At 46.2% G+C, this 13438-nt stretch carries 8 protein-coding genes; 5 read left to right on the top strand and 3 right to left on the bottom strand.

From position 1 onward, the window contains the following. Window positions 1-920 (top strand): calcium-binding protein (locus tag QUA47_RS04025; RefSeq protein WP_445302480.1); only part of this gene is annotated, 920 nt, incomplete at its 5' end. A 128-nt stretch (window positions 921-1048) separates the two neighbouring features. Here QUA47_RS04025 and QUA47_RS04020 read toward each other — a convergent pair. Then, the gene (locus QUA47_RS04020; protein WP_333429803.1) at window positions 1049-6418 is read right to left on the bottom strand and encodes an AAA family ATPase; all 5370 of its coding nucleotides are present in this window, start codon (window positions 6416-6418) and stop codon (window positions 1049-1051) included. Window positions 6419-7504: 1086 nt separating this feature from the next. Next, a complete protein-coding gene (locus QUA47_RS04015; protein WP_190738401.1) occupies window positions 7505-7891 on the bottom strand; it encodes a hypothetical protein in 387 nt (128 codons plus the stop codon). Window positions 7892-8354: 463 nt separating this feature from the next. Here QUA47_RS04015 and chlP point away from each other — a divergent pair, with 463 nt between their 5' ends. Beyond that, window positions 8355-9575, top strand: a complete 1221-nt coding sequence (gene chlP / locus QUA47_RS04010) for a geranylgeranyl reductase (protein ID WP_039887052.1) — start codon at window positions 8355-8357, stop codon at window positions 9573-9575. 132 nt (window positions 9576-9707) lie between these two features. Here the strand turns inward: chlP and QUA47_RS04005 are convergent, their stop codons facing one another. Continuing rightward, the gene (locus QUA47_RS04005; RefSeq protein ID WP_006632871.1) at window positions 9708-10250 is read right to left on the bottom strand and encodes a Dps family protein; all 543 of its coding nucleotides are present in this window, start codon (window positions 10248-10250) and stop codon (window positions 9708-9710) included. A gap of 355 nt (window positions 10251-10605) precedes the next feature. Between QUA47_RS04005 and QUA47_RS04000 the strand changes: the two genes are divergently transcribed. From QUA47_RS04000 to QUA47_RS03990, 3 genes are all read left to right on the top strand, one after another. Then, window positions 10606-10857, top strand: a complete 252-nt coding sequence (locus QUA47_RS04000) for an Asr1405/Asl0597 family protein (RefSeq protein WP_006632870.1) — start codon at window positions 10606-10608, stop codon at window positions 10855-10857. Window positions 10858-10924: 67 nt separating this feature from the next. Next, window positions 10925-11587 (top strand): (2Fe-2S) ferredoxin domain-containing protein, encoded by a 663-nt coding sequence (locus QUA47_RS03995; protein WP_333429802.1) that lies wholly within the window; start codon window positions 10925-10927, stop codon window positions 11585-11587. A 486-nt stretch (window positions 11588-12073) separates the two neighbouring features. Next, complete coding sequence (locus tag QUA47_RS03990) at window positions 12074-13405, top strand: hypothetical protein (protein WP_333429801.1); 1332 nt, start codon at window positions 12074-12076, stop codon at window positions 13403-13405. Window positions 13406-13438 lie beyond the last annotated feature (33 nt).

The following is a 13438-nucleotide window of genomic DNA, read 5'->3' as shown; positions in this document are numbered from 1 at the left end:
TACTCGAAAGCTTGGGCAGCGATATATACAAAGTGCGACTAAATACTCAGCCAACTGCTAATGTCACCGTCGCCATTACCCCTGAAACTCAAGTTACTGTCAGCCAAAGGGCCCTTACTTTTACTTCCGCCAATTGGAATGTCGCCCAAACGGTAACGGTGACTGCGGTTGACGATGCGGTTGTTGAGGGCGATCGGGTCAGCACAATTAGCCACGCCACTACCAGCACTGACACATTGTATAATAACCTCCTCGCCCCTCTCACAGTCAATATCAGCGATAACGATAACTTAGGCGATGTCAAAACCTTGTTGAACAAGTCAGTAATCGGTTTGACAGATAAGGACGATCGCATGACAGGATCGGCATTAAACGACATTATCCACGCACGCCCCGGCAATGACTATATTCATGGCAAAGCCGGAGATGACTTGCTTTACGGACAAAAAGGGGATGACGGCATCAGGGGCGGCGATGGCAATGATATTATTTTTGGCGGCCAAGGCATTGAATTTATTCGGGGTGACGGCGGTATTGACTTGATTTACGGCGGTAAGGGAAACGATCGCATTGAAAGCGGCGATGGCGACGATATCGTGTTTGGCGACGGGGGCAATGATTACTTATTTGGAGAAATCGGTGCCGACACTCTCACAGGCGGATTTGGTTTTGATGTGTTTGCCCTCGCGATCGGCACTGGTGGAACTGACGCTTCCGCTGCTGATGTGATTACTGATTTTACCCTCAATCAAGACAAAATTGATTTAATTAGCCCCTTGGCTTTTAGCCAGTTAAATATTTATCAAGGAACAGGCGCTTTTGTGAACGATACTATAATTCAGTATCAGGTAACAGGGGAATATTTAGCTGTCTTGAAAGGAGTCACTGCCAGCAGTATAGTTCAGGCAGTAACTTTTTAGACTTCGTATGTTGTTGCGCTAAAGCGCTTTAGCGCAACAACATACCTACCCGATTTCGATCGCCTAATTTGTATGGTGCATCAACAGTCGATCGCACTTTTGCTTTGATTTTCAGGTATAGCAACCGTTTAATGTAAATTGTGTAGCCTGTCTTTGATTTTTGTGCGAGTCACCAATGCAGACTCACAGCGTTCCCAGTAAATTTTAGCAACGCGATCGCCCGGATTCTGACGCCAACACTCGGAAAACAGCCGCGCCGCTTCAAATAACTTCCCTTCCGAGTAAAGTGCCCTAGCTTCTGCAAACAATTCCAGCGTAGCTAACTTGGCCTGTTTAATTTCTGGCGGATCTGCATCAAACACCTCATAAATCGTCACAGCTTGGGATTTTCCCTTGACTTTTACCGTGTCTAGAGTGCGAATTGTGTACTGAGATGGATTTTTCAGGCGCGTATAAGTTGGCTGGGTAATTAACAGTGACACCCCATAATTTTTTGTCAAACTTTCCACGCGAGAAGCTAAATTCACCGCATCGCTGATTACCGTACCGTCCATGCGATTTGGTCCGCCCACCGTTCCCAGCATCAAAGAACCCGTATTAATCCCAATCCCAATCTGAATCTGGGCACAGCCAGCGTTGGCGCAGTATTTATTGTATTCAACGAGACGGTGCAGCATAGCAATTCCCGCTTTCACCGCATTATCCGCCTCACCGCTAAACAGCGCCATAATCGCATCGCCAATATATTTATCAATAAACCCGTGATTTTGATTAATAACAGGTTCCATACGAGAAAGGTAGGAATTAATAAATTTGAAATTATCCTCCGGCGTCATAGTTTCCGAAAGCGTAGTGAAATCGCGAATGTCGGAAAACAACACGGACATTTCTAACTGCACTTGGTCGCCCAATTCCACATCAATGATGCTTGATTTCTCTAAAAACTGGAGGAATTGATGGGGAACAAATCGCTCGTAAGCTTTGTTGAGTTGAGCCAGCCTGCTTTCATTTTCGCGTACTTCTGTATAAAGCTTAGAATTTTGAATCGAGATCGCCGCCTGTCCAGATAACACTTTTAATAGTTCCACTCTTTCTGGCGTAAAAGCTCCCGCTGTCAGATTATTTTCTAGGTAAACAATACTGATGATTTGAGATTGGTTAATCAGCGGCACACATAAAATTGATTTAGGTTGATGCTTTTGGATGTAGGGGTCGTTGGTAAATTGTCCCCATCGCGCAGCATCATCCAGTACGACGCTTTCTTGAGTGCGAGCCACATAATTGACAATTGCGGAGGAAAGTTCTTGACAGGTTTCAACGGGGATTGAATGCAACACGGTCACTTGTGCGGAATTTATTGTTCCTTCAGCTTCAATTAATAGTTTTCCCTGGCTTAACAAAATCAGATAGCCTCGTTGCCCCCCTGCATTTTCAATCAAAATTTTCATCAAGCTAGACAGTAGCTTATCTAGCATAATTTCTCCAGAAATCGCCTGAGAAGCCTTCATGACTGCGGTGATATCTAGGTGATTCCCCGAACCAGTCGTTGTCATTGCTACGGTAGTTTGAGTGTTGTTCCTTCCCGGTTGAGTTACCGCGAATAAGTGGGGATATCGCGTTTCTAAATCCGTTACCTTAGCAGTGGCTCCCCATTCAACATAACAATAATACGCCTCAAAGATGTAGGCTTGAGCAACTTTTGTTTTGCCCCATTCCGAGTAGAATTTGGCTGCGATTTCGTTTGCCAGGGCTTCGTCATTAACATATTTGTTTTCTTTGGCTCCAGAAATGGCACGATCGTACATTTCAATCGCCTCGGCTTTATTGCCCAACACCCGTTGCCGTTCTGCTTCCACTAAATACCATTTATGCAGATAATTCATGGGAGCATTTTGCGCCCACTGTTGCAGCGTGCTTTGATGGGTTTCCACTAAGGCAATAATTTCAGTTTGCTCAATTGCTGGCTGTGCGGGAAAAAGTGCCAGGTGCGTCAGGGCGGCATAAAAATGAAAAATTGGAACAAAAGCCGATCCAGATACTCCCATCAAATACTGTTTGACTTGGGTAATGTGGTCTAGGGCAGCCGTGTAATTGCCATAGCAGTAAGCAAGCAGCAGTTTGTAGATGCAGGCACAAGCGATCGCCGTGAATTCATTATCCTGATAGTGCTTGGGAATCATCACCGTTTCATCGTAGGCAGAGCCTATTAACAAATCCGGCCGAATATGGGTTTCCCTCAAGTTTTGCACCGTCTGCTGAATCATATCCAAATAAACCCCAGCAGAATATTGTTTCAACTGCGCCATGACAGCCCTGTAACTTGCTATTTCTGGTTCCCAAGTGTCTAGTTCTACACCAGCGAATAAATGAGTATAAAAACAAATATATATGTTGTAGCCAGCGTCTACAAAGTCGCCTGTTTCCATACCAAACCTATAGCCCTCTTTCAGCGTCGGTATCGTTGCCAAAAGAGATTCTTGGCGATGCTGAATCCAGCCACCAAACAAAAGTAGAACTGTGGACTTGAATTCGGGCACATTCAACCGATCGAGCAATGAAAGTGCCAATTGCCCAAAGCCATAGCCCGTTTCCACCTCTTGTAAAAAGGCACAGAAAACCATCCCGTGCATCGCATAACCCACTGTCGATGCGGGCGCATTCCCAAAGGAGAGCGATAAACTCACCATCGTGGAGCTCAGCAGCGGCAGCAAACCGGGCATTCCCTGGAAAATGGGTGGAAACAACATACCAGACAGTTGTATAGCTGCCTGAGTCTGTGGATTTGTCATCACAGGTAGGTCAACCAATTCCTCAATCTTTCTGCCACTTAGTTGGCCCGCAAGGGCTTGTAGCGCTTTGCCAATCTTGGCTTCATCAGGTTCGGCAGGGAGTTCAATCCCCAATTGTAAGAGTGCGTCTCTTGCTACTGCGATCGTTTCTAATACCTTGCTCTGGGCTGTCTGAGCCGCAATTTTAATTTCGTAAATTTTAACTCGCTCTAAAATTGTTTGGGCTTCTTGCAAAACCAGTGCTGCCATCTGTTCCATACCATCAAAGTCACCATTCAAATAGGCAATTTCAGCAGCAGCAACATAGAGATTTAGCGCCAATTCATATTGAGTTTGCCAGCATTGAGGTGTCAGTAGCTCAATTCCCGTTTGTAGATAGATATTTGCCGCAGCGTAGGCGGTAGAATTTCTAGCCTTACGTCCAGCTTCTAAGTTGAGTTGGGCTAAGGCTGAGCGTTCACTTAATTGATGGATTAACTCAATTCCTTGATTTAAATGCCCCACTATATCAAATAGTTTTTCTTCTGTTTCTATCTCGGAAGAACTTTGTAGCAGTAACTGTCCTATTTTCAGATGAGTGGCTTGTTTTTGGTCGTCGGGAATCAATGAATAAGCCGCTTGCTGGACGCGATCGTGCAGGAACTTATAAGTTGGATTAGCAACAGACTGATTCGGGGATTGAGCATCTGTTTGAATAAAGTTATAGCCTTCTGAAATCACTAAAATGAGTTCTTCTTGCAAGGCTTTCCACAGCGCTGATGCCGTTGGTTCTGGTAATTCTTCGTTGACTATTGCCAAGGTATCTAAATCAAACTGTGCCCCAATGCACGCAGCAAGTTTGAGAACATCCTGAGTTTTGGCAGGCAACTTCTGCAATTGCGCCGCCATAAACTCCACCACATCCGAGGCGTCGGCAAATTTAAGTTGATTAATATCGCACTGCCACCCCCCTTTACTGCCCCCCTTACTAAGAGGGGATTGAGGGGGGTTAAAAATAATTTGACCCTCTTCATACAAGGCTTTGAGGAATTGAGTCGAGAAAAAGGGATTACCTTGGGTTTTTTGATAAACCAATTCTGTCAGGGGCCCGGCTAAAGATAAATCGCAAATCAGCGTATCTGCTACCAACTGATTGAGATCTGCTAAACTCAACGGTTGCAGGGTAATCGTATTCACCGTGGCTCCAGACTTCACAATCTCATCCACAGTCAACATAAACGGATGAGCCGGTGATACCTCATTATCCCGATAAGCACCCAATACTAACAGATGCCCCCTATCCTGCATTAACACTTGTAGCAATTGCAGCGATGCCGAATCTGCCCACTGCAAATCGTCCAAAAACATCACTAAGGGATGTTCTGCTTGGGTAAATACTTGCACAAATTTCTGCATCAGCAGATTGAAGCGATTTTGTGCTGCACTCCCCGACAATTCTAGTGCAGGACGTTGAGCGCCAATGATGTGTTCTAATTCAGGAATTACGTCAATCAAGACTTGCCCACTCTCGCCTACTGCGGTGAGAATCAGGGTTTTCCATCTGTGTAACTGAGCGTCACTTTCTGATAATAATTGTCCCATCAATTCCCGAAATGCTTGCACAAATGCACTGAAGGGGATATTGCGCTGGAATTGGTCGTATTTGCCTTTGATAAAATAGCCACGCTGTCGGGCGATCGGCTTATGCACTTCATTCACTACTGCGGTTTTACCAATCCCAGAAAAGCCAGCAACTAGCATCATTTCGGCACTAGCATTACGAGCTCTTTCAAAGGCCGCTAATAGATGAAAAACTTCTGTTTCTCTGCCGTATAACTTTTCGGGAATCAGGAAATGGTCTGTAAGATCCAGCGTTCCCAAGTCAAATTCTTCTATGCTATCGGTTTCTTGTAATTGAACCAGACACATTTCTAAATCCTGCTTGAGCCCCAATGCAGTTTGATAGCGATTTTCCGCATTTTTTGCCATCAGCTTGCTGACAATTTGCGAGACAATTAGGGGGATTTCTGGCTTGATTTCGTGCGGGGGAACTGGTTGTCTGGCAATGTGGCAGTGAACTAGCTCTAAAGCGTCTTCTGTCTCAAAAGGCAGTTTTCCTGTCAGCAATTCGTAGAAGGTGACACCGAGGGAGTAAAAGTCAGTGCGGTAATCGATAGAGCGATTCATCCTACCAGTTTGTTCCGGCGAGATGTAAGCGAAGGTTCCTTCTAAAACGTTGGGATTTTTCAGGGTTGGCATTTCTCGCGTTAGCTGAGTGGAAATGCCAAAGTCGATAATTTTGAGCTGTCCGGTCGCTGGATTGAATACTATATTAGAAGGGTTAATATCCTTGTGGATAATATTGGCACTGTGAATTTGTCCTAAAGTTTCAGTTGTAGCAATAGCGAGCAGCAAAAATTCTTCAAGAGTAAAGGAGCGCTGCTGCATCCATATTTTCAAGGATTCACCGCCAAAGTCCTCCACAAACATCACGAGGCTGTTTTGGTATTTTTGCAAGTCATATACTCGCACGACTCCCGCCTCTTTCAACTCTTGGGTGATTCGGTATTCGGTGCGGTAGCGCACCAATTCTTGAGGTGTGGGGTAGCTTTCTTTGAGAAGTTTGAGGATAATCCGCTGGTTATCCGCTTTCCGGATGGCCCGGTAAACCAGAGAGTTGGCACTTTCATAGAGAAGTGTCTGGACGGCAATGCCTGGAATGGAGAGCATATTTATTTTCTTGCTAAAAATTAACGCGCAGTCAAAACACACCGGGTTCGTTGTGTCGAGAATAGCGCTTTAGAAAGGAACAAATCATGTTTTTATAACACACTCTTAGTTTTTCGGCAGCTAAGTAGCTTTCACGCGGTCAGGCAGAGTAAGGGTAATGAGTTATAATGCCTACGTATCTAAGCCTGGTTAATTCTCAACTCCATGAATTGTCCCCGTTTCGGTTATCCAAACATCGTTAAAAATTGTCCCACCCCCAGCGCTAAGCAAAACTTTAAATATATATATTGTCACAGGCAGTTTGTTTAAAACCCTAGACATCAAAGGATTTCAGAAGAAACAAAAAATTGAGAGATCAGCTTTTATTAGAAAAAATATCTTGAGTCGCGATTGTCAAAGTCACGAAGGTGTCCCCCCGCTGGTTCCAATACTATGTCTTTTTCAACAATTAGCATCAGTCCCCCGGAAAGTTCAAGTAAAGTCAAAAAACCAAGACAAGCTAACGCTCCAACATGATGAAATGTAGTCGTTTGTAGACAATAAGGGGAACAAGCAGTGGAAAGAGCTGCCAATTGATGCCTTAACCAAAAAAATTCTAGCGGTTTATAGCAATCCTACATGAGTCGTAAATTTTTTACCCCACCCCAACCCTCCCCGAACTCGCGGGGAGGGAGTAAGAAATTCACAAATGATTTAGGATGGCTATATATAGGAAGTCGAGTTGAAATGGGTGCTAAAGGTTTGTCGGATTCCCTCCAAGCAGTTGACAGACAATGTGCCGTCTATTATACAGATTTTTTGGTCGCATATAAAAAAGTTTTGCCTCGCCAGCGACACAAATCTGTCGGAAAGATACGGGCAAAACTTCTGATATCGAAAGATGCAAGAACTCCCTGATGTACAGGATATCTCGCTATTGTTGTAAGAAAGAGTCTTTCCTAATCTAAAAAGCTTTCCAATAATGTGGGGCCTTCTGGTATTTTATCCATGATTACAACACTTCTTGACCCCTAAAAGTGTTTAGGATTTTTCGTTGCTATGCAGGACTACCAGACTTTGTTCTAAGGATTTTGGAGAGTCATTTATCTACTTCCCCTTCCGGGCTACAAACTCCCGCAGCCGCAGTAAACTAGCCGTTTGCCCCAAATTCAGCGGCAGCAGCGACACTCCCTCCAACCGAGACTGCACCCAACCATCGCCCCAATACCACTCGTGAAATCCGTCAATTCCCTGACTCAATAACAGCCGCAGACAATTGTGCTCAGCAATATCAACGTGATGCTGAACTGCCACGGGGCCCAGCCAACTTGTAAAGGTCAAACCTTGAGCAAATTCTTCCGGCAAACCGCTAGACAACTGCTGCGGCCACATCCACTGCTGCAATTGACTCGGACGCAACAAGCTGTCTCTAATCGCTGTTTCGGAAGCTTCAAGCTCAATCCGCAGGTTGCTTTGTTGAAAATTACCGAGCATAAGAATTTTAGATATAAGTGCAAGTAACTTTAATGTAACTTATTGGACTGGTTCTAACCTCTTAGGGGCGGGCTAGAAGCCCACCCCACAAAAACCAAATGCACTCTTTGTGGAACAGGCCGGAAAGCCTGTTCATGTCCGGGCGGGCTAGAAGCCCACCCCACAAGCAGAAAATTCATTCTTTGTGGAACAGGCCGGAAAGCCTGTTCTTAGAAAATAGGGCAAAATCTTCGATCGCACACCAGGACACACCACTGCACATCAACGCACATCCGCGTTCATCTGCCGTTAAAGATTTAAGATCTTCGATCGCACCTACTGCCCGAAACCCGATTTTCGTATCGAACTGTTAAGCTCTGTTTCATTTCATTGAAATCTCCCCTGCTTCACGCCACCGCATCCAAAGTCCGTGATACCATCACACCTGAGTAATGCCTATAGAAAAAAACTGGAGAGAAAAGCTTTGACACTAAGGGTTGCAGTAGTAGGTTCAGGCCCTGCGGGTTCTTCCGCCGCCGAAACATTGGTAAAAGCAGGAATCGAAACATACCTATTCGAGCGTAAATTAGACAACGCCAAACCCTGCGGTGGGGCGATTCCCCTGTGCATGGTCAGCGAATTTGATTTGCCGCAAAGTATTATTGACCGCCAAGTCAGAAAAATGAAAATGATCTCCCCCTCCAACGTCGAGGTGGACATCAATATTGAAAACGCACACGAATACATCGGTATGTGCCGCCGCGAAGTGCTCGATGGCTTCATGCGCGATCGCGCCGCTTCGTTGGGTGCAAAACTGATTAACGGCACCGTTCACAAATTAGAAATTCCCGGCAACAATACAGACCCCTACACTCTCCACTATGCCGACCACTCCGACGGCAGCGCAATGGGAATTCAGAAAACTCTGAAAGTCGATTTGGTAATCGGGGCTGACGGCGCCAACTCCCGCGTAGCAAAGGCGATCGACGCTGGCGACTACAATTATGCGATCGCCTTCCAAGAGCGCATCCGCCTGCCAGAAGATAAAATGGCTTACTACGAAGACTTAGCCGAAATGTACGTCGGCGACGACGTATCTACCGACTTCTACGCTTGGGTGTTCCCCAAATACGACCACGTAGCCGTCGGTACCGGCACGATGAAAGTCAATCAAGCCAGCATCAAAAAGCTGCAAGCAGGCGTTCGCGCCCGCGCTGCCAAAAAACTGATGGGCGGTGAGATTATTAAAGTGGAAGCTCACCCCATCCCGGAACATCCGCGTCCCCGCCGGGTTGTCGGCCGAGTTGCTCTCGTAGGCGACGCCGCAGGTTACGTTACCAAGTCTTCCGGCGAAGGTATCTATTTTGCCGCCAAGTCTGGCCGGATGTGCGCCGAAACTATTGTGGAGATTTCCAATAAAGGCGCGCGCATTCCGACTGAAGAGGAAATTAAGATTTACCTGAAGCGGTGGGATAAAGCCTACGGCATTACTTACAAAGTTCTCGACATTTTGCAGCGCGTGTTCTACCGTTCCGACGCTACTCGCGAAGCTTTTGTGGAAATGTGTGCCGATCGCGATGTGCAAAAGCTCACATTCGATAGCTATTTGTATAAAACAGTAGTACCGGCCAATCCTTTCGTGCAGATGAAGATTACTGCGAAAACCATTGGTAGCTTGTTGCGCGGCAATGCTTTAGCGCCTTAATTCCCTGGGGATAAACGCACTTTGTATAAAAAAAGCGGGCAGTCACAAAACTGCTCGCTTTTTTTTTGATCTAAGATAACGAACCGCGAAGGCGCAAAGGGCGCGAAGGAAGAGGAATAAGAAGAAGAATTGTTAGTTCAAGTTCAACTGCACTAAGGTATCGGGGGCGAGGAAGTGAGAAATGTGATAAGCCCGCTCTTCTGTTTTCAGCAGGATTTTTTCGTAGAGGTAGCGCGTAGCTCGATCGCCCAAACTTTCTGCTTGTCCTGCTTGACGCCGCAGCAAACCGAGGATAGCTTGCTCCGCAATTAAATCGTGTTCTAGCATCTGGCGGCAGGAATATACGCCGTCGGCTTCCGGCTCAAAACAGCACAGCTCGGCTAACTTGCTAAAGCTAGCTGCCGGTATGCCGCCCAACCCGTTTAACCGTTCGCCCAACTCGTGGACGCTATCTTGAGCTTCTCCGTAGCTTTCTTCAAAGAATTTGTGCAAGGAGTAAAATTCTGCCCCTTCCACCACAAAATGATGTTTTTGATATTGCAGGTATAGAGCCTGGAAACTGGCCAGCAGCGCGTTCATCCCTTCACAAATCGGTGCTGTGACTGAATGTTCCAGTAGAACTGGGTTTTCGGCTATGTGTCCAAACGGTCTCAATGCACTCTGAGTCTCAGCCATGTGTGTTCTCCTCTCAATAGGCAGTTTTGTTGCCAATAGAGTCAGTCTAGCACCGTAAATTTACCAGTCAAGCAGCGTCTGCCTCGATAGTAGAAGATTTTATAGAGTAGGAAATTTTTTTTGTAAACCTATTGAGAATTATTAGCAGTTGGGTTATGCTTGAACAAGATCCTAGTTCTGAACGCTTCCTGAAAGTGGGGCGAACCTTCTGAAGGCAGAAGGCAGAGGGCAAAAGGCAGAATTTTTCAGGAAGGGCTTTCGATCATCTTTGATGTTCTGCTGAAATCTGGCTTTTAAGTTCTACCCGCTACCATTCAGGGTAAAAATTAATGCAAATTATTACTGTTGTTAAAAAATGAATCCAGCAGATCCAGAATTAGAAGTTTGTGACATTGTGCAAGTTAGTTGGCTAGATAGGTGGCAAGTTTACAAACGCTTGCAAGAACTAGAAATTCCCTGCTGGTGTGCGGTTGACCAACCTTTGCGGGCAAAAGTCAACACAGCTAAACAAGCGGCTCAGTTAATGAGCGTGTTGAGGCAAGTCAGTGCCCCTCGGGACGAACTGGTGGAATGGCTGGAGTGCTGCTGGCAAAAGGCTTCAAGGTAGAAGGAAGTTCGGCAAAGCTCAGTGTACAAGATGTAACGGATGTAACGGATTTAAAGGAGTCATAACAATGTATAAGTCTGGCAAGCAAGTTTCCGAATTCAGTTTAGAGGGAGAAATACTCGGTCTGATTATTGAAGATGGCTGCAAACTTAAATATTTGCGAATTAGCAATGCTCGGGGAGTAGAATATCTTGTTAAACTGTGCAAGGAATTGCGGTCATTTCTGTTACCTGTTTTGACGCCCGGTTTGAAAGTTGAAGTTGTAGGTGAGAAAGAAATCAACTTGAAAAACGGTAAAATAAAACTTAAAGCTCGCAGCCTCAAGCTGGCTCAAGGTCAAAACGATCGATCGCCAGAACTGCTCGACTCCACCAATCTGCCTGTTGCGGTATGGACATCCGACAATCGCGCGATCGGCAAAAGTGAATTCACCTCTGCCACAGCAGCTCAAACTGTAAAAGCTCCGGCAAAAACCCAAACCAAAATATTAGTATGTCAAAAATCAGACTGCCTGAAGCGGGGCGCTGGAGGAGTCTGTAAAGCTTTAGAAAATGCTTTGAATTCGCGCGGTTTAGAAGACAAAGTGACAGTACAGGGAACCGGATGTCTCAAACAGTGCAAAGCCGGCCCCAATATAGTTTTAATGCCGGACAAAACTCGCTACAGTCGCATTGCACCGGCAGAAGTTCCAGCAATCATTGACAAACATTTTGCAGTTGTTAAAGCTTAGGCGATCGCCCGGATGCCGAAACAGGAAGTTATACCATTTTAGATTAAAGAATTAAAGAATTGGGAATAACTTATTCTGCCTGGGTTTGGATCAGGGGTCTACAGTGGCATCATTGTTTGAAACTGCTATTAGAGATTGAGAAAAATCATTTTGATAGGACTCGCGGCGAAAAACTCACAGCCGGAGGTTGCTGGTGCGCGCATCTTACACGTTAATTTGAGTTCGGGTTGTATAGCGCAACAGCTAAAACGGTTAGGACGTTCTTAATTGCTCAAACCCTTGATTTTATTGGTTCTTCCTTCTTGCTTGTGGCGACTTCCATCGGACTTGTTCCGAACGCTATAGTTCGATCGCGCCACTCGATTCAGAGGTTCTTGTCCCAAAAAATCGGAAAAATGCCAAAAACTATCACTTAGGGGCTTCCTTCTGGAGAATCTCTAAGGATAGACTGTATCTGAGACCCTGTGAGTATTGGGATAAAAAGCCATGTCAGAAGCTGATCTTCGAGCCCATCAGCACCAACCGCACCCTGCTGTTCCATGCGATACCGAACCATTGCACTCAGATTTTGCTGCTGCTGGGGGTTTTGAGCCGATCGCCCCCGATGCGACAGACCCTCCCGCAACGGTTCCCCAACAGCCAGAAGAAGACTGGCAAACAGTAGATTTTCCCAACGCCATCAGTGTAGATGCAATTCCTACAATACCTGAAACAAAAAAGTCGCAATCTCCGACACAGCCGACTGAGGCGGGCTCGCCCCCGATTTCAGACAATCTAAAAAATATGCTTGGGAATGCCGAACAGGCCAAGGGCAAAGGATCGACCCCAGTCACCCTAATGCAAGCGCTGCACGAATGCAACCGCGACCTTTTACAGCGCATCGCCCAGCTAGAAACAGCTCTCGAAGAGTCCCAAAAAACATTGCAGAATCGCGAAACTTTGCTAGAACAGCGGACTGCAGAACTGGAAAATACTCAAGAACAATTGACGCGGCTGTTTGGCAAAGTGGAAGTTTCCCATCAAACCCTCCAAAGTCAAGAAATTTTAGTCGAAAATTTAAGAAGTCAGTTGGCAACGAGCCAAGTCAGGCTAGCGACTGTTGAGCGAGAATGTGCGTCTACTGTGCAGCGCTACAACGAACAGTTACACCAGTTAGTAGCCACAGAAAATATTTGCCGGGAATTGCGAGCCCGCTTGCACCGCCAGCAGCGCCACACTCTGCAATTCAAAGCTGCCTTGGAAAGAAGTTTGGACAGGCCGCAGGTAAAGTCATCGAGGAGCGAGTCGCCTGACAATGCAGAGGATACCGCCAGCGCGCAATTAGAATCCTTGCTCGCTGCGGTCAAAAGCTCTCAAGTTCCGCTGCCGCCAGCCTTTAACGCTTCCCCTGTCCAACCTTGGTCCGAAACCGAAGAGCATCCAGAGGTAGCGGTTGTTGTCGATGCGATCGAGCCTGAATCCCCAGCCAATCTGGAACTCAACAAATTAGCCGAAGTATCCGGCATTCAATTGCACAAGAGCGAAACCTCCCAGCCTGATGAGCCGGCAACTGACTTGGCAGAACCGGTTGCCGAACCTGAACTGCCGGTGGCTGAGTCTGAACCCGAAACTGCTACCAAAGTGGACGCCCAAGAATTGGCCAGGGCTTTTCAAATTTTGAACTCTGTTGAAACCTTTGGCATTCAAGAAGTGCGATCGAGTGTGGCAAAACCTACAGCAGTCGCCCAACCAGACTGGCTGAGCTTGATTGCCAGTCCGCTGCGGGCTTCTAAAAAACGCCGATCGCTAGCTGAAATTGAATTGCCGAGTTTTCGATAGCGAATTGAAGTTGCTAGTTTTGAGTCACAACTC

This window comes from Microcoleus sp. MON2_D5, assembly GCF_036701905.1.
GTDB lineage: Bacteria > Cyanobacteriota > Cyanobacteriia > Cyanobacteriales > Microcoleaceae > Microcoleus.
This window is presented reverse-complemented; position numbering and strand designations above follow the sequence as displayed.